Source organism: Actinomadura sp. DC4 (assembly GCF_030406325.1).
Classification (GTDB): domain Bacteria; phylum Actinomycetota; class Actinomycetes; order Streptosporangiales; family Streptosporangiaceae; genus Actinoallomurus.
The window spans coordinates 1-23409 of the sequence record NZ_JAUEQY010000028.1 but is presented as its reverse complement, the minus strand read 5'-3'; the positions used below and the strand labels follow the sequence as shown (position 1 = coordinate 23409).

Annotated in this window: 17 protein-coding genes; 6 read left to right on the top strand and 11 right to left on the bottom strand. The window is 72.8% G+C overall.

The annotated features are described in order from the left end of the window. Nucleotides 1-78: 78 nt before the first annotated feature. The 4 genes from QWU11_RS35640 to QWU11_RS35625 all read right to left on the bottom strand — a co-directional run bounded on the left by QWU11_RS35640 (nucleotide 79) and on the right by QWU11_RS35625 (nucleotide 7953). Nucleotides 79-4320, bottom strand: coding sequence for a TIGR02680 family protein (locus tag QWU11_RS35640; RefSeq protein ID WP_290118917.1), 4242 nt, complete (start codon nucleotides 4318-4320; stop codon nucleotides 79-81). After that, on the bottom strand, nucleotides 4317-5684 hold the full coding sequence (locus QWU11_RS35635; RefSeq protein ID WP_290118916.1) for a DUF2398 family protein: 1368 nt from the start codon (nucleotides 5682-5684) through the stop codon (nucleotides 4317-4319). The genes QWU11_RS35640 and QWU11_RS35635 overlap by 4 nt, the downstream gene beginning before the upstream one ends. Beyond that, entirely contained in the window at nucleotides 5684-7216 is a 1533-nt protein-coding gene (locus QWU11_RS35630; protein ID WP_290118915.1) for a TIGR02677 family protein, read from the bottom strand. Before QWU11_RS35630 ends, QWU11_RS35635 begins: the two co-directional genes overlap by 1 nt. Nucleotides 7217-7293: 77 nt before the next feature. Then, a complete protein-coding gene (locus tag QWU11_RS35625) occupies nucleotides 7294-7953 on the bottom strand; it encodes a maleylpyruvate isomerase N-terminal domain-containing protein (protein ID WP_290118914.1) in 660 nt (219 codons plus the stop codon). A gap of 95 nt (nucleotides 7954-8048) precedes the next feature. On the opposite strand from QWU11_RS35625, the gene QWU11_RS35620 reads away from it, so the two are divergent. Continuing rightward, entirely contained in the window at nucleotides 8049-9761 is a 1713-nt protein-coding gene (locus QWU11_RS35620; RefSeq protein WP_290118913.1) for an IlvD/Edd family dehydratase, read from the top strand. On the opposite strand, the gene QWU11_RS35615 is transcribed toward QWU11_RS35620, so the two are convergent. Then, nucleotides 9753-11192 carry an MFS transporter gene (locus tag QWU11_RS35615; RefSeq protein WP_290118912.1) on the bottom strand — a complete coding sequence of 480 codons (1440 nt, stop codon included), beginning with the start codon at nucleotides 11190-11192 and terminating at the stop codon, nucleotides 9753-9755. The two genes, QWU11_RS35620 and QWU11_RS35615, sit on opposite strands and share 9 nt — an antisense overlap. A 61-nt stretch (nucleotides 11193-11253) precedes the next feature. On the opposite strand from QWU11_RS35615, the gene QWU11_RS35610 reads away from it, so the two are divergent. After that, on the top strand, nucleotides 11254-11718 hold the full coding sequence (locus QWU11_RS35610) for a helix-turn-helix domain-containing protein (protein ID WP_290118911.1): 465 nt from the start codon (nucleotides 11254-11256) through the stop codon (nucleotides 11716-11718). Between the two features lie 9 nt (nucleotides 11719-11727). Here the strand turns inward: QWU11_RS35610 and QWU11_RS35605 are convergent, their stop codons facing one another. After that, nucleotides 11728-12147 carry an ATP-binding protein gene (locus QWU11_RS35605; protein ID WP_290118910.1) on the bottom strand — a complete coding sequence of 140 codons (420 nt, stop codon included), beginning with the start codon at nucleotides 12145-12147 and terminating at the stop codon, nucleotides 11728-11730. 103 nt (nucleotides 12148-12250) lie between these two features. Between QWU11_RS35605 and QWU11_RS35600 the strand changes: the two genes are divergently transcribed. Further along, nucleotides 12251-13357, top strand: coding sequence for a beta-eliminating lyase-related protein (locus tag QWU11_RS35600; RefSeq protein WP_290118909.1), 1107 nt, complete (start codon nucleotides 12251-12253; stop codon nucleotides 13355-13357). A gap of 26 nt (nucleotides 13358-13383) precedes the next feature. Next, a complete protein-coding gene (locus tag QWU11_RS35595; protein WP_290118908.1) occupies nucleotides 13384-15030 on the top strand; it encodes a thiamine pyrophosphate-dependent enzyme in 1647 nt (548 codons plus the stop codon). A 4-nt stretch (nucleotides 15031-15034) separates the two neighbouring features. Here the strand turns inward: QWU11_RS35595 and QWU11_RS35590 are convergent, their stop codons facing one another. Further along, on the bottom strand, nucleotides 15035-15529 hold the full coding sequence (locus QWU11_RS35590) for a hypothetical protein (RefSeq protein ID WP_290118907.1): 495 nt from the start codon (nucleotides 15527-15529) through the stop codon (nucleotides 15035-15037). Between the two features lie 219 nt (nucleotides 15530-15748). Between QWU11_RS35590 and QWU11_RS35585 the strand changes: the two genes are divergently transcribed. Then, a complete protein-coding gene (locus QWU11_RS35585) occupies nucleotides 15749-16972 on the top strand; it encodes an Ig-like domain-containing protein (protein ID WP_290118906.1) in 1224 nt (407 codons plus the stop codon). A gap of 68 nt (nucleotides 16973-17040) precedes the next feature. Continuing rightward, nucleotides 17041-17592: an MBL fold metallo-hydrolase gene (locus tag QWU11_RS35580; RefSeq protein ID WP_290118905.1), complete on the top strand. Its 552-nt coding sequence runs from the start codon at nucleotides 17041-17043 to the stop codon at nucleotides 17590-17592. Between the two features lie 39 nt (nucleotides 17593-17631). On the opposite strand, the gene QWU11_RS35575 is transcribed toward QWU11_RS35580, so the two are convergent. The 4 genes from QWU11_RS35575 to QWU11_RS35560 form a co-directional block, all read right to left on the bottom strand. Next, complete coding sequence (locus tag QWU11_RS35575; protein ID WP_290118904.1) at nucleotides 17632-18888, bottom strand: MFS transporter; 1257 nt, start codon at nucleotides 18886-18888, stop codon at nucleotides 17632-17634. 397 nt (nucleotides 18889-19285) lie between these two features. Then, the gene (locus tag QWU11_RS35570) at nucleotides 19286-20305 is read right to left on the bottom strand and encodes a PP2C family protein-serine/threonine phosphatase (protein ID WP_290118903.1); all 1020 of its coding nucleotides are present in this window, start codon (nucleotides 20303-20305) and stop codon (nucleotides 19286-19288) included. A gap of 130 nt (nucleotides 20306-20435) precedes the next feature. Continuing rightward, complete coding sequence (locus QWU11_RS35565; RefSeq protein ID WP_290118902.1) at nucleotides 20436-22916, bottom strand: penicillin acylase family protein; 2481 nt, start codon at nucleotides 22914-22916, stop codon at nucleotides 20436-20438. 112 nt (nucleotides 22917-23028) lie between these two features. Next, complete coding sequence (locus tag QWU11_RS35560; RefSeq protein ID WP_290118901.1) at nucleotides 23029-23274, bottom strand: hypothetical protein; 246 nt, start codon at nucleotides 23272-23274, stop codon at nucleotides 23029-23031. Nucleotides 23275-23409 lie beyond the last annotated feature (135 nt).

The following is a 23409-nucleotide window of genomic DNA, read 5'->3' as shown; positions in this document are numbered from 1 at the left end:
GTCTCCGCCGGTCCGTTCGAGAGAGCTTCTGGCCTTCGCCGGCCGCCGTGCGTAATCGCGGGGCCGCGATGGCGGCCATCAGGCCTCGGGTTCCTCCTCGTCGTCCTCGAGGGTCAGGAGGGTGTTCTCGGCGACGAGTGGTGCGTGGCGGCTGGGTTTGACGCCGAGGAGTTCTTCGGCGAGTTCGTCGTTGCCCGCGAAGCCGGCCGCGGCGTCGAGCAGCTGCACGCCGTCCCACAGGACGAGCATCGCCGAGACCGCGTGGGCGGTCTTGTCGTGGTGCATGTCGTAGTGGGCGGCCATCGGGACCGTGTCGTAGTGGACCCACAGGTCGTGGCCGGTCATGAACAGGTCCAGGTCGAACTTCACGGTCAGGCCCAGCAGGTCCGGCTTGTACTTGTCGTCGATGCCGGCGAACGCCTCGTCCAGCGCGATCATGCGGGGGCAGTCCGGGTTCGCCGAGGAGTACAACGCGTTGGCGGCGGCGAACAGCGGCAGGTGGATCGCGGCGGACTTCTCGCCGCCCGACATCACCGAGTGGCGGGCCCGCGTCAGGCGTACCTCGGTCTCGCCTGGGACCACGAGCAGCAGCTCGAACGTGTGCCAGGTGCGGTAGTCCAGGACCTCCGCCAGGACCTCCTTGTACGTGGCCCGCGGGTGGTCGGCCCGGTAGGCGCGGATCATCTCGCGCAGGCCGCCGCGGAGCTGGGTCAGGCCGGAGGGGCCCAGGCTCTGCGCGTCGCGGGCCAGCAGGCGTGAGATCGCACGCTGCCTCTCGTCGATCTTGTCCGAGTGGGCCCACCTGATGCCGATCGCGGTGCCCGAGGACATCGGGCGGGACCGCGTGTCGGTGTTCATCCCGCGTACGAGGTCGCGCGCGGCCAGGACGCGGCCGTGGATCTGCTGGGCCAGGCCGGTGAGCAGTTCGTCCTCCAGGACGGTGCGCTCTCGGTCCTCCAGCAGGACGCCCTGCTCCCTGGCCCGCTCGGCGACACGGCGGGAGAAGACCGCGACCGGGTTGCGGCCGTCCTCGTCGATGACGAAGACCATCACGACGCCGGTCGGGTCGTAGTCGAGCCGGTAGTCGGCCTCGCAGGAGGCCAGCGCGTCGCCGAAGGTGCGCAGCGCGTCCGACATCCGCCCGGCGGCGCTCTTGAGCGTGCTCTCCGCGACCGGGCGCCCGCCCCCGACCTCGGCGCGGAACGCCTCCAGCAGCGCGAACACCCCGTCCGGCAACGCTCCCCGCACCGCCGCCGCCGGATCCACCGGACCGGACCCAGCGGTGGCGGGCGCGGCGGCGGGGGTCGTGGCGGCGGACAACGCGTCGACGACGGCCTGGCCCGCGCGGTCGGGGGCCCAGGTCGCGTCGGCGGGCCAGGGGCGGGTGTCCTTCACGCCCAGCAGGACGCGCAGGTCGCGGTGGGTGTACGGGGCGAACGACGACGCCTGTTCGAACAGGCCGCTCATCGCCTCCGCGACCAGCTTGCGGCCGTTGCGGAGGTCCGCCTCGGCGTTGACCAGGACACGGTCCTCGCGCGCCGCCTCCGTCTGCTGTTTCGAGAACTCCCCATCCGCCGTCTCGATCAGCTTCTCGATCTCCGAGATCTGCGCGAGGACCTCCTTCAGCGGCGCGTCCAGCGCTCGTTCGCGTTCGGCCAGCTCCTCGACGGCCGCGCCGTGCGTCTTCTCCTTCGCGGACAGCGTCTCGGCGTCCTCGGCCTGTTCGACGCGGAGGCGTTCGAGGTGCGCGCGGCGGCCCTCGACGTCGTTGTCCAGGAACGTGGCGTTCTGCCGCGTGGCGTCCAGCCGGCCCGCCGCCGCGGCGAAGTCCTCCACGGCCTGGGCCACCGTGTCGACGGCGTCGGCCGTCGCGGGCATGCCGCGTTCGGCCGCCGCCTGGCGGAGGCGGCGGCGGCGCGCGTCGACCTCGGCCGAGGCGCCCTCCAAGGTCTTGCGCGCCTCCGCCTCGGTCGTACGGGCGACGGTCAGCAGGATCGCGTGGTCCGCGACGCGCTTGACCGCGCCGATGAGCGGCCCGGCGGCGGGCAGCTCACGCTGGGCGCGCTTGAAGCCGGCCAGCAGCGTCTCCAGCCGGGACAGCTCGGCGGCGGCCTCCGCGTCCTCCGACTCCAGCTTGGCGATGGACTCGTCGTAGGCGGCCAGCCTCGCCCGGCGGCGGTTCGACCGGTTGGTCGCGCCGATGAACTCCGGCGCAGGCTTCGGCCGCGCGCCCACGTGCACCCCGTGGCTGAACTGCGCCTTGTCCGTGACGGCCGGGACACTCTCGAACAGGGCGGGGGCGTCGACGAGAGCGACCGAGCGCAGTACCGCCGCGATCGCCGCGGCCGGGACGAGGTCCTGCTCCTCGGGGACCAGGACGTCGGCGAGCGTACGGCCCGCGGGCTCCGAGGCCGGCACGAGATAACCGTCGGACTCCCCCGCCTCCACCGCCGCCGACGTCAAAGACGGGTCGGGATGGATCCAGGCGGTCAGCATGCCCGCGCCGTACAGGGCGCCCTCGATGCCCGCCGCTCGCTCGTCGCCGACGCCGTCGGCGAAGCGCACGAGCCGCCACAGCGGGGCGCCGGGCCGGTCCGTACGGTCGGCGGTGCGCAGGTCTCCGGCCTGCGGCGCGTCGTCCCGCTCGGCCTCGACCGCCGCGCGCGCCGCGCGGGCGGCCGACAGCTCCGCGCCCAGCCGTTCGCGTGTGCCGGCGAGCGACTGCCGGTGGGAGGCGAGCGCGAGACGCCGGTCGTCGGAGCGTTCGGCGAAGACCTCGAGCAGGCTCGGCGCGTCGGCCTCCCCGATCCGGTCGAGGGCGGCGGCGAGCGCCGAGACGCCGGCCGGCTCGGCGACCTCGGGCCACCGCGTGGCCCAGGCCGCCAGGCTCTCGGCCGCCGCGCGGCGTACGGACGCGAGGTGCTCGTCGGCCTCCGCGCAGGAGGCCTCCCGCGCGCGCAGCTTCTCGCCGGCCTCGGCCAGCGTCCCCTCGGCGCGGGCGCGGTCGGTCTCGGCCGTGCCGACCTGCGTCAGATGGGTGCGCACGTGGGCGACGTCGTCGCGCCGCGCGGTGCCGCGCGCGTTCGCCGCGACGAGCAGGTCCTCGCCCGTGTCGGCGGGGCCGTCGCCGTCGGAGGTGATGCCGGCGCGCTCGGCGGCGTCCTCCAGGGCGGCCGCCCAGCGGCCGGCGTCGGCCCGCGCGGACTCTCTGCGCTTCTCGGCCTCGTCCGCCTCGCGCGTGAGCTGCCGCAGTCCCTCGCCGGCGCGGGCGAGCCGGGCGCGCTCCTTGACGATCTCCGCCTCGGTGGCGGCGATCTGGGTGCGCATGCGGTCGAGGTCGCCCTGCTTGCGGTAGGCGTCGTGGCTCTTGAGCGCGGTCAGGCGCGCGCCGAGGGTGGTGCGCTCGGCCTCGGCGGCGTCTCTCGCGGCGGCCGCGCGGTCGCGGGCCCGCCCGGCGCGCGCCACCTCGGCCAGGGCCTCGGCGATCGCATGAGCGTGCCCGGTGGCGCCGTCGAGTCCCGCCTGGACCCGGTCCAGCTTGGCCTTGGCGTGCACCTGGAGGTAGGTCGTGTAGTCGGCCATGAACGCGGTGACGGCGCCGTCCGCCGCGGTCAGGTCGTCGAACAGCCGTTGTACGGCGGCGAGGTTCTCGAAGTCGCGGGCGGCCTGGTCGACCAGGTCCTCATCGACCGGGCTCAGGCCCGCGGTGAGCGTGTCGGAGACCTTGCCCGGGTCGAGGTCCTTGGCCAGCAGGGGCCGGCGCAGCGCCAGGAGCAGGTCCAGGAGCTGCGTGTAGCGCTCCCGGCCGAGGCCGAACAGGCGCGCGTCGACGGCGTCGCGGTATTCGGTGGCCGTCTTGTACGCCGCGCCGGGCTCGAGGACCTCCCGCAGCTGCCGGTCCGTGAGCGGCCGCGAGTCGGGCCCCAGCAGGCCGAAGTCGACGCCGACGCGCTTTCCGGTGACGAAGAAGGAGGAGCGTACGCCGTCGCGATTGCGGTGGGCGCGCAGGCCGATGACCAGGGTCACCGTCTCGCCCTCGCCGTCGGCGAACTCCATCCAGACGTAGCCGTACTCGGCCTCCTGCCCGCGGTAGAGCAGGTTGGACTTCATCGTCCGGTTGTCGCCGCTGAACGGGTCGAGGCGCCGCGCGTCGGCCACCCCGTCGAACACGAACGGGAACAGCACCTCCAGCGCCTTGGTCTTGCCCGAGCCGTTGTGACCGCGCAGCACGAGCCGCCCGTCGGCGAAGACGAACTCCTCGTCGGCGTAGTCCCAGACGTTGATCACGCCCGCGCGTGAGGGCCGGAACCGTGCCGTCATGACGTCTCTCCTCCGGACAGAGACAGCTGGGCGCTGTCGGCGAGGGCCAGCGTGATGTTGCGGTAGCGCACCGCCGCGGGCAGCACGAGGACGCCGCCGGGGACCGGCCGCAGCAGGCTCAGCTCGGCGAGGAACGTCACCGCGGCGGCCAGCAGCCCCCGCGGGTCCTGCTGCCACGCGCTGGTGAAGGAGGCCGCGCCGAACTCCTCGAACAGCTCGTCGATCATCGTGTCGAGCCGGCTCCACTCGACCAGCGGAGCGGTGGCCGGGGACGTGGCGGCCGTGTCGGTGACCTCCGGCGGCGTCCACGCGAGCTCCTGTACGACCCCGGCGACGGGCAGGCCGGAGTCGATCCGCGCCACGAGCTCGGCGTGGTCGTCGGTGTGGCGCGGCGTCTCGATGAGCACCGGCTCGTGCCCCGGCTCCTCCAGCAGGTCGGCCATCTTGGCCAGCAGCAGGCCCGCCGTACGGTTGATCGCCCCGCCGCGCCCGGGGAACGGCCGGTCGGTGAAGAGCCCGCCCGCGTCCGCCAGCATGACGCCCTCCGCGCGGCGCTCGACGACGAGGCCGGTGAACCGCGCGAGGTCCTCGGCCAGTCCGGGCCGCCGCAGCAGGTCGGCGACGGCGGGCTCCACGTCGGCGTAGTAGACGACGGGCTGCTCGGTCAGCAGCCGCCGCGCCCGCTGGGCCACGGCTTGGGGGTGGACCGCCCCGTCGACGCGCGACAGCGGGTCGTCGAGCAGGCCGGCCGCGCTGGTGAGGTGCTGCACGGGCCGGGCGGGCTTGAACAGCACGGTGCAGATGTCGTGGTCGATGTCGTAGAGCGCGTCGCCGTGCTCGCTGTCGCGCGCCCACGCCTCCAGCGACCCGTCGGACAGCCGCAGGGCGCCCCGGTCGACCAGCCAGCCGAGGACGTCCACGACCGCCGCCTTGTGGGCGCTCACCGTCGGGTCGAAGCCGAGGCCGCCGATCGCGTTGGCCGCCGGGGTGAAGACGCGGACGAGGTCGGCCAGGCTGATCTCCACGCGGGACCGCTGGAACGAGGCGAGCACGAGGCAGAGGTAGGCCATCCGCCGCTGGTCGAACGGTCTTCCCTTGCGGGCGAACATCAGCCCCTGCGTGGGGTCGAGCCGGTCGAGCCGCCGTACGAGGCGGACCTGGCGGGTGTCGGCGATCAGCGTGTAACCGAGCAGCTCGCGGAAGTCGCGGCTCATCTCGTCGGCCCACCGGAGCACCTGTTCGAGCACGCCGGGCCGCGGCCGGGTCGCGGTGATCAGGTCGCAGGTGAGCACACGGCGTACGGCGTGCTGGTAGGCGCCGAGGTCGGTGGTCTCGACTCCGGCGGCGGCGCGGGGGCGCCGCATCAGGAGGCCCCGCGGACGCGCCGCGCGGCGGGCCCGAGCTCGACGGCGAAGCCGGGCAGATGCAGCACTCCCCGCGTCGTGGCGACCGTGCTGCCGGTCGCGGACGGCGACAGGCGCATCATCACCGTGTCGCTCGCGCCCGAGGCGGCCTCGATCCGGCCGGCGACGACCGTGCGCGCCTCCAGGGCGCGGGTGAGGAGCTTGAGCAGCACCCGGGTCTCGGTCTCGTCCAGGACCCGGTCGTAGGGCCCGTCGCCGAGCAGCCGCCCGGCCGCCTCGCGCTCGGCCGCCCGCTCGGCGGCCTGCCGGCGGCGCAGCTCGACCCGCGCGCCCGCGTTGGCGCGCACGGGCTGCGGCACCCCGGTCGTGGGCGCCTTGCCCGTACGGAACAGGCTGATCGACAGCTCGACGCCGGGCGCGTCCCACCAGGTGGCGCGCTCGGAGATCTGCTCGGCGTCGTCGTGCGCGCCGCCGAGGTGGCGGGCCGAGCGCAGGTTGAACGCCCCGGACATGAGCGCGTGCGCGGCGGCGGTGTCGGGCGCGCCCCACACCCATTCGGCCAGGTGGCGGAGCTGGGTGGCGCGGTTGACGCCGCCGCGCTGCGCCTCGGTGATCTGGCGCAGCAGCGCGATCACGCCGGAGACCGCGGTGCGGGTCGCCGCGCGCAGCTCGCCCGCGCGCGCGTCGCCCGCGACGTCGGCGGCGAACCACTCGCGCAGCGCGGTCCAGCGGCGCCCCCACTCGTCGAGCCGCTCCTCGTAGGCCATGAACGGCCGCTCGTCGGCCTCGGCGGCGCGGGCGAGCAGGGCGGGCAGCCCGGTGTCCTCCACCTCGTGCACCGCCCGGCCGAGCCGGGCGAGGTAGCGGTCGAGCTCGGCCATGAAGTCGGTCATGTGCGTGAGCAGGGCGTTCTTGTAACGCAGGAAGAGGTCCGGCGAGGTGTCGGTGGAACGGACGATCTCCCCCAGGGTCACGTGGAACTGCGCCGAGCGCCGCCCCATGTCCACCATCACCGAGTCGAGCCGGGACAGCCGGCGGTAGACCTGCTCGGTCTCGCCCGCGCGGTTGGCCGCGGCGAGCGCCTTGAGGTCCTCGAGGATGTCGGAGAAGACCAGGCGGGACAGGTTGGCGTCCTGGATGCGGGCCTCGAGGAGGTCCTCGACCGCGGTGTAGGCCCAGTAGCCCAGCTCGCTGAACTGGTAGACCGACTGGCGGTTGCGGTAGCGGACCAGGTTGCCGGCGCGGGAGGCGTCGTCGAAGCGGTGGACCACGCGGTCCTCGTGCAGCGCGTCGAGGCGGCTGCGGACGTTGCCGTCGAGGGTGGGCACGTCCTCGTACAGCTCGGACAGCTCGGTGAGCGCCGCCGCGACCTGGTCGCTGTCGACCTGGACGTGGTGCACCGCGCGCAGCCGGTCCATGGCCCGCAGCACCCAGAGGTAGGCGACGTGGTCGTCGCGGCGGGTGAAGTTGAACAGCCGGAACCGCTCGCTCACCGCCGGCGAGTCAAGGTCCAGCGCCCTGCGCCCAGTCACACGTCTCCCCCGTCATCCACCACCCCGACCCAGGAAGGGTAGGCAACCCCACTGACAACTCGCGCCCCGATCGGCTCTCAGCCGAACAGCGGGAAACGTCCGGCGAGGGGTCCGAGGGCGGTCCGGTCGGCCGCGGACAGCGGGGTACGGCCGGTGCCGGCGCGGGCGTACGCCACGTCGTCCCAGGACAGCGGCAGCGGCTCGCCGAGCAGGCCGTCGAGCGTCTCGCGCACGAGCCGCAGCGGCCCGGCCGAGGGCAGGGGCCGGTCCAGCGCGACGACGAGGTCCAGATGGTGGATCGCCGCCTCGACGACCAGGGTGCGCACGAGGTCGCCGGCGCGCATCACGTGCCCCTGCGTCCGTACCGCGAAGCCGGGGTCGGTCTGCACCGCGGCGTACACGACGGCCTCGGTGGTCTCGACGTAGCTGTCCAGGATCGGGCGCAGGCCGGAGTAGACGCTCGCGCTGATCCGGGTCATGCGCCGGTTGAGGGCCGCGCCCTCGGTGTCCGGCCGCCAGTGCGTCCAGTACGAGACCGCGTCGGTGTCGGGTGCCGTGCCGGCCGGGCTGGCGAGGGCCACGAGCGCCCGCTGCGCGTCGCCGCGCAGGTGGAAGATCAGATCGCGTACGGACCAGCCCGCGCAGCCGGTCGGCAGCCATTCCTCCTCGGCGCCGATGTCGCGGACGGCGGCGACGATGTCGCGGTAGGCGGTGCTGAGGGCTTCCCGGTCTTCCATGGGCAAAGACTCTCCTGATCACGGGGCGGGTCGCAATGTGGCGGGCCGACGTCGCAGTATGGGCGGGTAGACGCCGCGAACGAGGAGGCAGGCTCATGGCCGGGACACCCCGCAGTCAGGACTGGTATTCGGGCACCGACCGGAACTCCTTCATCCACCGGGCCTGGATGCGGCGCGGGCTGCCGTCGGACGCCTTCGACGGGCGGCCGCACATCGCGATCGCCAACACCGCCTCGGACCTGTCGCCGTGCAACAGCCACCTGGGCGAGGTCGCCGCGAGCGTCAAGGCGGGGATCTGGGCGGCCGGGGGCATCCCGCTGGAGATGCCGGTGCCCTCGCTCGGCGAGACGCAGCTGCGCCCGACCGCGATGCTGTTCCGCAACCTCGCGGCGATGGCGGCCGAGGAGATGATCCGCGCCAACCCGGTCGACGGCGTGGTCCTGCTCGGCGGCTGCGACAAGACGATCCCCGCGCTGCTCATGGCCGCGGCGTCGGTCGACCTGCCCGCGCTCGTGGTCCCGGGAGGGCCGATGCTGACCGGGCACTTCCGCGGCGTGCCGCTCGGCTGCGGCACCGACGTGTGGCGGCTCAGCGAGGAGGTGCGCGCGGGCACGCTGTCGCAGGAGCGGTTCCTGGAGGCCGAGTCCTCGATGATCCGCAGCCGGGGGCACTGCAACACGATGGGCACCGCCTCGACCATGGCCTGCGTGGCCGAGGCCCTGGGCATGACGCTGCCCGGCGTGGCGGGCATCCCCGCGCCGGACAGCCGGCTGCTCGAACGCGCGCACGAGGCCGGGCGCACGATCCTGGAGATGGTCGCCGCCGACCGGCGGCCGAGCACGGTCCTCACGCGCGGGTCGTTCCTCAACGCGATCGTGGCGCTGGCCGCGATCGGCGGCTCCACCAACGCGGTCGTGCACCTGCTGGCGATCGCCGGGCGCGTCGGCGTGCCGCTGACCCTGGAGGACTTCGACGAGGCCGGCGCGAAGGTGCCGCTGCTGGTCGACCTGCAGCCGGCCGGGACCCACCTGATGGAGGACTTCCACCGCGCGGGCGGCCTGCGGGCGGTGCTGAACGAGGTGGCCGACCTGCTCGACGGCTCCGCGCTCACGGTGACCGGGCGGCCGATCGGCGAACGTCTCGCCGAGGCCGAGATCCACGACGAGACGATCATCCGGCGCCGTACGGCCCCGCTGCAGGAGGAGGCGGGCATCGCCGTCCTGCGCGGCAACCTGTGCCCCGACGGCGCGGTGATCAAGCCGGCCGCCGCGTCGCCGTCCCTGCTGCGCCACCGCGGCCGCGCGGTCGTGTTCGACAGCATCGAGGACCTGCGGGCCGCCCTGGACGACCCGGACCTGGACGTGGACGAGAACAGCGTGCTGGTGCTGCGCGGCTGCGGCCCGAAGGGCTACCCCGGGATGCCGGAGGTGGGCAACACGCCGCTGCCGGCCAAGCTGCTCGCCCGGGGCGTACGCGACATGGTGCGGATCAGCGACGCCCGCATGAGCGGCACCGCGTACGGGACGGTCGTCCTGCACGCCTCCCCGGAGTCGGCCGCCGGCGGCCCGCTCGCGAAGGTGCGCACCGGCGACATGATCATCCTCGACGTGCCGGCCCGGCGGCTCGACGTGGACCTGCCCGAGGGCGAGCTGGAGGCGCGGGAGCCGGCCGCCGCGACCGCCCACGCCGCGCCGGCCCGCGGGTGGGAACGGCTTTACATCGACCACGTCCTCCAGGCCGACAAGGGCGCCGACCTGGACTTCCTGACCGGCTCCAGCGGCAGCGACGTACGGCGCGAGTCACACTGAGGAGGCGTCCACCTCCGCCGCCGGCCGCACGACCGGGGCCGGCGCGGCGACGCTCCGCATGAGCAGGCCGCCGAGGGCCGCGGTCAGCAGGCTGAGGCCGGCGGCGAGGGCCCAGGCCAGGCGGAAGCCGTCGACCGACCCGGCGTCGACCCGCGCGCCGAGGATGGTGACGAGGATCGCGACGCCGACGGTGGCCGAGATCTGCCGGAAGGAGTTGACCAGGGCCGATCCGGTGGCGGTGCGGGCGGCCGGCAGCGACTGGACGCCGGCGGCGATGAGCGTGCCGAGGGTCAGGCCGACGCCGATGCCGCCCAGGATCATGCTGGGCAGCAGGTCGCGTACATAGTCCGGGGTGGTGGAGACCTCCACGACGCGCCAGAGCATCCCGGCGGCGAACAGCGCGCCGCCGGAGGCGACCAGCGGGCCGTGGCCGAAGCGGCCCACCGCTCGCGCGGTCAGGACGGTCACGATCGGCACCAGCGCGGGGCCGGGCACGAGAGCGAGACCGGTGCGCAGCGCGCTCCAGTGCCAGACGTCCTGGCACCACAGCACGTTCGACAGCAGCATGATCGCGAATGCCACTCCGAAGACGAACGTGCCGCCGCCGGCCACGCCGAACCTCGGCAGGCGCAGCAGGTGGATCTCCAGCAGCGGGCTCGCGTGACGGGCGGACCGGAACGCGAACCACGCGCCGACGACGAGGGCCAGCGCGAGCAGTCCGAAGGTGCGGCCGGACGTCCATCCCCAGTCGGGCGCCTCGACGAGGGCGCCGGTGAGCGCGGCGACGGCGGCGGTGACGAGCACGGCGCCCCACACGTCGGGCAGCGGCCCGGCCTCGCGTGCGGCGGGCGCGGGCAGCGCGGCCAGCCCGGCGACGACGGCGACCGCCCCGATCGGCAGGTTCACGACGAACACCCACCGCCAGTCGACCTCCACGAGGAGGCCGCCGATCACCGGGCCGGCCGCCGCGGCGAGACCGCCGAACGCGGCCCAGGCGCGGGTGGCCCCGGTCCGGCGTTCGGCGGGCACGGTGGCGAGCAGCAGCGCGAGCGAGGTCGGGAGCTGGGCGGCGGCGCCGGCCGCCTGGACGACGCGGGCGAGCACCAGGACCCACAGCGTCGGCGCGACGGCGCACGCCGCCGACGCGAGGGTGAAGACGACGACCCCGGCGATGAAGACCGGGCGCTGCCCGATCCGGTCACCGGCCCGGCCGAGCACGACGAGCAGGGCGGCGAGCGTGATCGCGTAGGCGTTGAGCACCCAGGACAGGTCGGCCAGCGACGCGGGGTGGCCGCCGTGGGAGAAGCTCGATCCCATCGCCGGCAACGCGACGTTGACGATCCACAGGTCGAGGTTGGTCATGAACACGGCCAGCACGACGACGGCGGCCGCGACGCGGGAGCGGTTTGAAAATCCAACCGTTGGGGTCATGCCGGGACGATAACCGGACTTTGGTTTGAAATCAAAACCGTGAGCTGACATCGTGGGGATCATGACCAGTCCACGGCGCGACCCGGCCACGCTTCCCGGACGCCCCTGTTCCGTCGCCTCCGCCCTGGAGGTCATCGGCGACCGGTGGGCACTGCTCGCCATCCGCGAGGTGATGTTCGGCAACCACCGGTTCAGCCAGATCGTCCGCAACACGGGCGCGCCGCGCGACCGGCTCGCCGCCCGGCTGAAGAGCCTGGTGGACGCGGGTGTGCTGGAGCGGCGGGCGAACCGTGAGGGCTACCACCTCACGGAGGCCGGGCGCGACCTCGGCCCGGTCATGCGGGCGCTGCTGGAGTGGGGCGACAAGTGGGCCGTGACGTCACCGCCCCTGAAGGTCCTGCACCACGACCACCCCCTGGACGCGGCGACGGTCTGCGCCACCTGCGGCGAGCGGGTCCACGGCCGCGACCTCACCCGCGAGGTGATCGCCCCCGACTGGAGCCTCGCCGGCCCCGACCCGAGCTGACGACTCGCGTCAGATCGACACCGAGGTCTGGAGCGGCTTCTCGAACCTGATCATCGCGCCCTCGAGGGGGCGGCTGGTGATCTGCAGGTTCTCGGCCAGCGCGTCGATGATCTGCAGGCCGCGGCCGTGTTCGGCCGTGGCCGGTTCCCCGGCTCTGGACTGGTTCAGGGAGGCCGAGTCGAACCCGCGGCCCGTGTCGACGACCTCGACGACGCAGAGCCAGTTCGTCAGCTGGACCCGCACCTCGTACTCGTCGCTGGAGTCGGCGTGCTCGATGACGTTCGCGCACGCCTCTCCCAGCGCCAGGGCGATGTCGTCGCGGATGTCGGCGGTCACTTCCAGCGCGGCCAGGGAGGCGTCCAGCACGTTCCTGGTCACGCGTACGGTCTCGGCGTCCCGGGGCAGGCACAACACCAGTGAGAGTTTCACGATCACTTCTCCAGAGCCGAGGTCGATGGGGTCCGTTGAGTTCCCGTTCGAGCCGGGCGGAAACCGCCGGGACCCGGTCGCGGCCGTCTGGGACGATCTCCCGGTGCCTGACAACACTCGGGAGCGGCGGATGGCCGCGATGCGCGCCTGCGGGCGGATCCTGTCCGGCGAACGGCCCGCGACGATGAGGGAGCGGCTCGCCGGCATCGAGGCGGGCGGGAACCTCGACGCCCAGCCCGACTACTACGGCGACGGCCCGGTGACCACGCTGGAGGAACGCGTGGCCGGGCTCCTGGGGACCGAGGCCGCCGTCTTCTTCCCCACCGGGACGATGGCCCAGCAGGTCGCGGTGCGTTACGGCGCCGACCACGGCGGGTGCCGTACGGTCGCGCTGCACCCGCTCGGCCATCAGGAGGTGCACGAACGGCACGCCTACGCGCACCTGAGCGGGCTGCGCGGCACCTGGCCGACCGCCGAGCCCCGCAACCCCACCGCCGACGAGATCACCGCGCTCGGCGAGCCCGTGAGCACCGTCGTCATCGAGCTCCCGCTGCGCGACGCCGGTTTCGTCCTGCCCTCCTGGGACGAGCTCGTCGCCGTGTCCGGCGCGGCGCGCGCCATCGGCGCCCGCGTGCACTTCGACGGCGCGCGGATCTGGGAGTCGACGCCCTACCTGGGGCACTCCCTGAGCGAGGTCGCCGCCCTCGCCGACAGCGTCTACGTCTCCTTCTACAAGACGATGCGCGGCATCAGCGGCGCCGCGCTCGCGGGCTCCGGCGCGCTCGCCGCGTACGCGCGCGTCTGGCGGCACCGCTACGGCGGCACGCTGTTCCAGCAGTGGCCGGCCGCGCTGGCCGCCCTCGCCGGCCTCGACCGCGAGCTCCCGCTCCTCCCGGGCTACGTACGGCACGCGCGGACGATCGCCGCCGCCCTCGCCGCGCTTCCGGGCGCGCGCGTGCATCCCGGCCCGCCGCACACCCATCAGTTCCGCCTCCTGCTGCCGCGCCCGGCGCGGGCCCTCGACGACGCGGCGCTGGCGCTCGCCGAGGAGGAGAAGGTGTGGTTCGCCGCGGGATGGAAGGACACCGCCGTCCCCGGCGTCGCGATGGCGGAGATCACCGTCGCCGGCCCCGCACTCGCCTGGAGCCCCGAGGACGTCGCCGAGATCGGTGGCCGTCTCCTCGCCCGTGCGAGTGGTAGTCATGGGTGACACGGCTCGGGAGAGGATGCGATCTCATGGGGACGACCGTCGCGGCGAATCTCGTCGGCAGTCTGCGCCACCACGGTGTGCGCCGCGTGTTCGGGGTTCCGTCGGAGAGCTTCACGATGTTCATGGACGCTCTGCTCGACGAGCCCGGGATCGCGTTCGTCCCGGCACGGCAGGAGGGCGGCGCGGCGTTCGCGGCCGAGGCGTACGCCGCCGCGAGCGGTGAGATCGCCGTCGTCCTCGGCGGCCGGGCGGTCGGCGCGGCCAACCTGTCGATCGGTGTGCACACCGCGCGGGAGAACTCCACGCCGATGCTCGTCCTCGCCGGCCAGGTCCACTCCCGCCACCGCGGCCGGGAGGCGTTCCAGGAGGCCGCACTCGCCGACTTCCTGCGGCCCGTCGCCAAGCACGCCGTCGAGGAGGCCGACCCGCGGCGCATGCCCGAGACGATCGCGCGGGCGCTGAGCCTGGCCGTCTCCGGGCGGCCCGGCCCCGTCGTGCTCTCACTCCCCGAGGACGTCTTCGCCGGCGAGGTCGACGTGCCGCCCGCCCGGCCCGTGCGCGTCCCCCGTCCACGGCCCTCGGCGGCCGAGGTCCAGGACCTCCACGGCCTGCTCGCCGACGCCGAGCGGCCGCTGATCATCGCGGGCGCCGGGGTGCGGCTCAGCGGCGCGGAGGCCCGGCTCGTGGATTTCGCCGAACGCTGGGGCGTGCCGGTCGTCGCCGCGTGGCGGCGGCACGACGTGTTCCCGAACGACCATCCGCTCTACGCCGGGCACCTGCAGCTCAGCGCGCACCCGGAGATCGTGGCGACCGTACGCGAGGCCGACGTCCTGCTCGCGTTCGGCACCCGGCTCGGCGAGATCACCTCACAGCGCTACACCGCGATCACGCCCGGCCATCGGATCGCCCAGGTCGACATCGAGCCCTCGATGATCGGCAAGTCGCACCCGGTCGAGCTCGGCGTGGTCTCCGACCTCACCGAGGCCCTGGACGCGCTGCTCGCCGCCGGCCCGCCGCTCCGCGAGGCGTCCGCATGGGCGCGCGAGCGCCGTACGGCCTGCGAGGAGGCCATGTCGGTGCCTCCTGAGGAGCACACCGACCGCGTGGACAACCGGCAGATCATCCGGATGCTGCGCGAGGGGCTGCCCGACGACGCCGTGCTCACCAACGACGCCGGCAACTTCTCCGGCTGGCTGCACGCGTTCTTCCCCTTCCGCCTTCCCCGCACCTACGTCGGCGCGGCGTCCGGCGCCATGGGGTACGGCCTGCCCGCGGCGATCGGCGCCAAGCTCGCGCACCCGGACCGCCCCGTGGTCGCGCTGTCCGGCGACGGCGGCTTCCTGATGACCGTGCAGGAGCTGGAGACCGCCGTACGGCTCCGGCTGCCCATCGTCGTACTCGTCTTCAACAACAACATGTACGGCACGATCCGCATGCACCAGGAGCGGCGCTATCCCTCCCGTACGATCGGCACCGACCTGGGCAACCCCGACCTCGTCGCGCTCGCGGCCTCCTTCGGCGCGTACGGCGCGCTGGTCACCGCCGACGCCGAGTTCCCGGCCGTCCTGCGCGAGGCGCTCGCCCAGGACCGGCCCGCCGTCATCGAGATCCGCACCGACCCGGAGCAGATCTCGGTCTGGCGCACGATCGCGGAGCTGCGCGCCGGCGCCTGAGGGCTCAGCGGCGCTCGGTCAGCCGTCCTCCGGCGGCGACGACGCCCGTCTGGCGGCCCGCCTCGCCGCAGCGCGGGCCGTTCGGGAAGACGCCCTTCGGCGTGACCGTCAGCGTACGGTCCAGGACGCGGCCGCCGGAGGCGTCGCGCAGCACGACGGTCACCGTCACCGGGGCCTTCGGCAGGCCGGGGACGTCGACGAACCCCTGCACGCCGCCGGTCCGCACCGCCGTGCCCGAGCACGTGCCGCCCGAACAGCCGCCGGGCCGCGTCGTGGTGGACGGGTCGAGCCGGACCGCGGACGTACGGCAGGCGTCGCCGCGACAGATCCTCATCGAGGCGCGGGCGACGCCGGCGGCGAGCGGCGGCCGTACCTCCAGCCCCACGCCGGTCCGGCCGCCGACGAGCGAGCACTCGGATCCGGAACCGGCCGCTGATCCGCACGCCGGAATGAGAGCCAGGAGAGCGAGGGCGGTCGCACGGTAACGGGTGATAACCATCGGGGCGTGATCAATCATGTGGGGACCGTGGGAAACGCCAGCGTAGCGTTGCGGTGATCGATAGTATGATGCCCGGATTGTGCGGGGTCGATCCCATGTACGGCTCGAAGGTTCTCTGTGTTGAGTTGGCATGGTCTGCAGCAGAGTGGGGTCACAGGGGTGCAGCGCAGGATGAATATCACACGATCAGGTCGTTGGGTCGCTCCCGTGGTGGCCGGGATGCTGCTCGCCTCGGTCGCGGCCTGCTCTTCCAGCGGTAGCGCGGCCAGTCAGTCGGCGGCCAAGGCTCCCGACGCCGCCGCGACGATCACCCCCGCGAACGGGGTCAAGAAGGTACGCCCCGACAAGGGCGTGCAGGTGGCCGCGGCCGGCGGCACGCTCGACCAGGTGACCGTCAAGGGCGGTGGCCGTACGGTCGACGGCACGCTGTCGCCGGACAAGAAGACCTGGCAGACCAAATGGACGCTGAAGCCGGGCACCAGCTACACGGTGACGGCGACCGCGAAGAACAGCGGCGGCAAGGTCACCACCTCGACGAGCACCTTCACCACGATGAAGGCGTCCTCGACGATCCGGGTCAGCGACGTGACCCCGTCGGCGCGCGAGACGGTCGGCATCGGCATGCCGATCACGGTGAACTTCGACAGCCCCGTCTCCAACAAGGGCGCGGTCGAGAAGGCCCTGGAGGTGCGGTCCACCAAGCCGGTGGAGGGCGCCTGGCGCTGGATCACCTCCCAGCAGGTCATCTTCCGCACCAAGTCGTACTGGCCGGCGCACACGTCGGTGGCCTTGGTCGCCCACATGGCGGGGGTCCGCGCCTCGTCCAAGGTGTACGGCACCAAGGACTACAGCCGGACGTTCAAGATCGGCGCCTCGCACATCGCCAAGGTCAGCCTCAAGAGCGACAAGAGCAGGGTCTACATCGACGGCAAGCTCGCCAAGACGATCCCGGTCAGCGGCGGCATGGGCGGCGCCGACTCGCACGGCAACGACTTCCGTACGACCAGCGGCGTCCACCTCGCGATGGGCAAGCTCGCCGAGGTCTGGATGACCTCGCCCAACATCAAGAAGGACGAGCCCGGTTACTACCACGAGCTGGTGCTCAAGGACGTACAGATCAGCAACAGCGGTGAGTACCTCCACCAGAGCCCGGGCGAGTACGAATGCCTCGGCCACCGCAACTGCAGCCACGGCTGCGTCCGGCAGACCGTCGCCGGGGCGGCATGGTTCTACAAGATCAGCCAGCGTGGCGACGTCATCAACATCAGCGGGACCTCGCGGAAGCTGGAGTGGAACAACGGCTGGGGCTACTACCAGATGCCCTGGAAGACCTGGGTCAAGGGCGGCGCGCTCAAGAAGGCCGTGATGACCGTCGCGACGGGCGGCGCCACGACGCCGCCGGCCGCCGGCACGCCGTCCTCCACCGCGCCGACGCCGAGCTGACCTCACCGGCCGCACAATGGAACCCGCGGGGGATCACCCCCGCGGGTTTTCCGTTCTCTGGGGGCGCCATGACGGCAACTGTCCACATTCTGACCTGCGGTTATGCGGGTGACCGCGTCGCGGGCACGGTGACGCTGATCCAGGACGGCGACCTGGTCGCCGTCGTCGACCCGGGCATGGTGGCCGACCGGCGGCTGATCCTGGACCCGGTCGCCGAACTCGGCTTCGGCGTCGAGGACGTCACCGACGTGGTGTTCTCCCACCACCATCCGGACCACACGCTCAACGCCGCGCTGTTCCCGGCGGCGCGGTTCCACGACCACTGGGCGATCTACTCCGGCGACCGATGGGACAGCCGCGACGCCGAGGGCTTCGAACTCTCGCCGTCGGTGCGCCTCATGAAGGCGCCGGGCCACACCGCGCAGGACATCGCCACGCTCGTCGAGACCGCCGACGGCCTGGTCGCCGCCACCCACCTGTGGTGGCACGCCGACGGCCCCGAGGAGGACCCGCTCGCCGAGGACCCGACCGCGCTGCGCGCGTCGCGCGAGCGTCTGCTGGCGCTGCGGCCCAGCCTCATCATCCCCGGGCACGGCGCTCCGTTCGCGGTGGACGGCTGACCGCGCGCCGCGCGGGCGTACCCCGCGCGGCGCGCTCGCTCACGGAGCCGCGACGGCCTCCTGCGGTGGCCGCAGGCGGCCCGGCGTCAGCCGGCCGCCGCGGTCCACGAGCCGCAGGCAGGCCGCGGAGGACAGACCGAGCAGCAGCAGGACCAGCCACGGCAGGCTCGCGATGCCCGTGCTGTGCGACAGGCTGATCGCGGCGGCGCTGACGAGGTTGCCGAAGACCCCGCCGAAACCGGACAGCAGGTTGTTGACGCTGTAGTACGTCCCGATGACCCGGCCCTCGGAGAGATTGGCGATCGTGGCCATCTCGAACGGGTGCAGCATCATCGATCCGATGCTCAGCGCCGCCGCGCACACCAGGATCGGGAGCAGCCGGATGACGGTCGAGCCGTGCAGCGGCGGCAGCATCAGCGGGATGAACGCCAGGCTCATGACGATCAGCCCGCGGACCATGGCCTGACCGGGCGTCCAGAACTTCTCACACCAGGTGATCAGGCGTACCTGGAGCGCCAGGCCGAGGACGGCCGAGATCACGAACAGGGCCGTCATCCCCGCGTGCCCGCCGGAGATGCGCCGGATCTCCAGCGGCAGGCCGAACGTGATCTGGAAGTGCAGCGCGTACGACGCGAACATCGTCGCCGCGAAGGCCAGGAACGGACGGTTGCTCAGCGCCTCGCGCCAGTCCGCCCAGATGGGCCGGGACGACCCCGTCTCCGGGCCCGTGATGGCGGGCAGGAGACGCCACTGCGCAACGGCGAGTGCGAGCAGGATCGCGACCGAGGTCAGGCTCACCATGCGGAACCCGAAGTGGACGAGCGGGATGCCGAGGAGCGGTCCGAGCAGGACCCCCAGCCGCCGGCAGACGCTGAAGACCGCGAACGCATCCACGATCCGCTCGCTCTCCTCGTGCGCGAGGTAGGCGCGGTTCGCGGGGATGAACAGCGCGCTGGAGATCCCCGTGATCACCGAGGCGGCGATCAGCCACGGCAGGCTGGTGAACGCCGCGAACATCGCGCAGCCGCCGGACTTGAGCAGGCACCCCGCGATGATCATCGGTTTGTACCCGATGCGGTCGGCGAGCGTGCCCCCGATGACGAAGAGCCCCTCGCTGAAGTGCCGCAGGCTCATCACGATGCCGACCAGCCACACCGCCACCCCGATGCCGTGCACCAGGTGGTCGGCGAGGTAGGGCGCGAGCATGAGAAGGGCGATCGTCACGCCGATCTCGTTGATGAACAGGATCTGGGCCGGCCGGCCGAAGGATCTGAACTGCCGCAGAGTGGAGATCATGCGGCACCCCCGCACCGGCCCCGCAGGCGGATCGGCGTCCGCGCGGGGGCGCCCCCCGTCCGGTCACCCGGACGCGCCCCCGGCGGTAACGCCGGAATCTCCGGCCGGCGCGCGGCCGGCGGTCTGGTCTGCGGCGCGCGCGTGGGAGGGCGACATCGCGTCATCGCCGGTCCCTCCCGGATCAGGCGGTCGAGTGTTCTCGCCGACATTTCCGCTCCTTCGAATGGCACGGCGGACCCGGAGCACGTCGCTTCGCTGCCCCCGTGACCTGCGTCGATTTACTTTCAGTAGCCCACTACTCTTAGTAGTGGGCTCTTTGCCAAGCGTGAGGAGTAGCGGGGCGGGTGGACCGCACTTCCCTCCAGGAGACATCACCGTCAACACGAGCCCCAGGGGCTCAGCGGCGGCGCACCAGCAGCATCGCCGCGTCGTCGGTGATCCGCCCGCCCACGTGATGCAGCACGTCGGTGCGCAGCTCCTCCAGGGCCCGTTCGGGGTCGGGCACCTTGAGCAAACCGCAGCGGTCGGCGAGAGGATAGAACCGGCCCTCGCCGTCGCGGGCCTCGACCACCCCGTCGGTGTAGATCAGCATCCGGTCGCCGGGCGCGAACCCGACGGTGTACGGGCACGGCCGGATGTCGACCAGCTCGGTCAGGCCGAGCGGCGGCGCGACGTCCTCCGGCTCGGCGAAGACGCCCACGCCGCCGCGGCTCAGCAGCAGCGGCGAAGGATGCCCGCAGTTGAGCAGCGTCACGGTGTCGCCGTCGTCGAACTCGGCCAGGACCGCGGTGACGAACTTCTCCCCCGACAGCCGGCGGCTCAGTGCGGTCTCGATCCGCGCCACGACGCCGGTCAGGTCGGCCTCGTCGTAGGCGGCCTCACGGAACGCGCCGAGCACGGCCGCCGCCGTCTCGACCGCCTCCAGACCCTTGCCCTGGACGTCGCCGACGATCACCCGCACGCCGGACCGTGTGGACGCGACCTCGTACAGGTCGCCGCCGATGCGCGCCTCGGCCGTCGCCGAGGTGTAGCTGACCGCCACGTGCACCGGGCCCACGCGGCGCGGCACCGGGCGCAGCAGCACCCGCTGGGCCACCTCTGCGACCGACCGCACCTCCGCCAGCAGGCGCTCGCGCTTCTGCCGCCCGGAGCTGGCGAACACGCTCGCCACCGTGATGCCCGCCATCATGGCGAGCATCAGGGTGTTCTGCCGTTTGCCGAGCGCGTGGTGATAAGAGCTCAGCAGCACGCCGAGACTGACGGCCGCGATGCCCACGAGCGCGGTCCGGCGCATGCCGCACCACAGCGCGGCGAACGCCGGCCCGAGCGCGAGCAACGGCCGGAACCTCAGCTCCGGACCGGCCAGCAGATCGCTCAGCCCGACGATGCCCATCGCCACGAACGGAAGCCACCGCAACAGCGGCCCCGGCTCCCCCGATCCCCCCAGATCAGTGATGACACACCCCCGCTCCCCCTGCGGCAGGATAACGTCAGTCCGACGCCGGACCGTGTTCTTTTCCTCACTCCGGGTGCGATACCGCGCGCGATCAGGGGGTCAGGGTGAGGGTGTGACGCGCCTCCCGGCGGATCGTCCCGGGCGTGGCGCGCATCGGGATGCTCTCGCCGCGCGCCCAGAGTTTCGCCTGGTCCCAGTAGTGCGCGTCGAACGCGTGGCCCGACGCGCCGGTGAGGTTGACCCACCGCGACCGGTCCAGGTCGGCGAGATCGACGATCATGCGCATCGAGGGCACCCAGTCGACGCCGTAGCCGGTCTGGGCGTTCGAGCCGGTGGCGTCCACGAGTGAGTCGCCGCCCGCGAGCCTGATCGGCCCGCGGTTGAAGAGCCACTCGATCGGGCCGATCCCGGAGTCGCCGAAGGTCTGGTTGGTCAGCCTCAGCCGGTGCAGGTCGCCCCACTTCCACTTCGCCGGGTCGCCGCCGAGCCTCTTGCGCAGCTCGGTGTCGGCGTCCTTCATCGCCTGGCGCAGGACGTCGTCGCGGGTCTCCTTCACGCCCGGTGTGCGCACGTTGTCCCACCACGCGTCGTCCGGCTTGTCCAGCAGGTTCCGCAGCACCTCGAACCACCGGTCGCCGCCGTCGGGGCGGGCGCCGTCCGGCAGTTCGTCGTTGAAGGTCCGCAGCAGCAGGTGCCGGTAGACCGCGTTGTAGTACGCCGCGGGCGCGGAGTCCGCGCCCTGGGTGAAGTCCCAGCCGCGCAGCAGTCCCGCCGCCGGTCCCGAGCCGACGCGCAGCAGGTGCGGCACCAGCGTCGGCGCGAACCCGTTGCGGTCATCCATCTGGATGCGCGCCATCCCGGCGGCGTCCATCTTCGGCGTCTGCTCGATGAGCTGGGCGATGCGCGCCGCGCGGTAGCCGTAGGACCAGTCCTTGGTGAGCAGGTCCGGGTAGCCGGGCCCGGTCGCGGCGTTGTTGGCGGTGGCGATGTAGCCCTTCTTCGGGTTGTACGCGGCGGGCAGGCGGTCGAAGGGGAGATAGCCCTTCCACTCCTGCTCACCGGTCCAGCCCTCGGCGGGCCAGGTCCCGTCGCCCTTCGTACGGACCGGGATGCGGCCGGGGGCCTGGTAGCCGATGTTGCCGTCGACGTCGGCGTAGACGAGGTTCTGGGCCGGCACCTCGAACGACGCGGCGGCGGTACGGAACTGGTTCCAGTTCTGCGCGGTGTTCAACAGCCCGATCGCGTCCGCCGTACGGCCGGGGTCCAGCGCGGTCCAGCGGAGCGCGACCGCGAGCCCGTTGCCCGCGTCGCGCGCCTCGTCCATCGCGTCGGACAGCAGCGGACCGTGCCGGGTCGCGCGCACGGTGATGGTCACCGTCTTGGCGCCGGCCACCTTGATCTGCTCGGTCCGCGTCTGGAGCGGCTCTTTCCTGCCCTTGTACTCGTACGTCCCGCCGGAGACCCGCTCCAGGTACAGGTCGCTGACGTCGGGGCCGAGGTTGGTGAAGCCCCAGGCGACCCGCTGGTTGTGCCCGATCACGACGCCGGGCACGCCGGAGAAGGTGAACCCGCTGACGTCGAACGGGCAGGCCGTGCCGACCTGCCGGCAGTGCAGGCCGGCCTGGTACCACAGCGAGGGCATGGCCGGCGCGAGATGCGGGTCGTTGGCGAGCAGCGGCTTGCCGGTGCTCGTGCGGCTGCCGGCGACCACCCAGGAGTTGGATCCGAGGCCGGGCGCGCCGTTGCCGAGCATCGTCGGCATCGCGTTGATCGCGGCGGAGACCTTCTCCAGCGCGGGAGGCAGCGTACGCGCGCGGGGCTCGGTCACCGGGCCGCCGCGCGCGTCCTTGCCGCCGTCGACGATGACCGGGTTCCGGTCGTACGGGTAGGCGGGGTAGAGCTCGTCGACCTGGGACCGCGGCACCTTGGTGGCGGCCAGCGCGCGGCCGAGCTCGTCGTCCATGTTGCTGCGCAGGTCCCAGGCCATCGCCTTGAGCCAGGCGAGGGAGTCCACCGGCGTCCAGGGCTCGGGGTGGTAGCCGCTGTTCTGCAGGCCGAGCACGGAGTACTCCAGGCTCTGCGTCGCGGTGTTCTCGTGCGTGCGCAGCCAGGCGTTGACGCCCTGCGCGTACGCCTCCAGGTAGCGCCGCGTGTCGGGGCGCAGCAGGGGCAGCTCCTGCTGGGCCACCCGGCGCCAGCCCATCGTCCGTACGACCTTGTCAGTGTCGAGCGTCGTGCTGCCGAACAGCTCCGACAGCCGTCCCGCTGTGACGTGCCGCCGGAAGTCCATCTCCCAGAACCGGTCCTGGGCGTGCACGTAGCCCTGGGCGCGCATCAGGTCGTCGGTGCCGTCGGCGTAGATCTGCGGGACGCCCCACTTGTCGCGGTAGACCATGACGTCCTTGCTCAGCCCCGTGAGGGTGACCCGTCCGCTCGTCTGCGGATAGGAGCGGTGGATCGTCCACCGCACGTACAGCGTCAGGACCAGGACGAGCACCAGCAGCACGATCAGGACCCGGACCAGCCAGCGGGCGGGGCGCGGCAACCGGGCGAGTGGCGCGAACCTGGTCATCGACACCCCTTCTTAGCTGGACATACCGGTGGAAGGCTAGACCATCAGCCCCATTTCGGCTCCCCAAAGACGGGCCGACTCGCCGGGTGCACGGGGAGGCGGACGGCAGGGCTCAGCTCCCCTCCTCGTCGTCGTCCTCGCCGTCTTCGTCGTCCTCGTCGCCGGGGACGAGCAGCAGCCCGAGGCCGAGCACGATGAGGACGGCGTACGTCACGTACTCGTGGTCACGGACGAGCGGCGTCGCCCGCGCGATGCGGGCGACGAAGCCGAAGGGCGCCCAGCCGAACAGGTGGTGCACGAACCCGGCGAGGCCGCCGACGATGAGGAGACCGCCCAGCGTCTCCAGAGACTTCTTCATACGGAGAAGCTAGTGTCCTGAGTCTTAATTTCTGTTTATATGTGTAGGCTCGGTGGGTGGCGCGTACAGGGCGGCCGAAGGCCGAGTTGTTATTGACCGATGAGGAGCGGGCTGCGCTTGAGGGGTGGGTGCGGC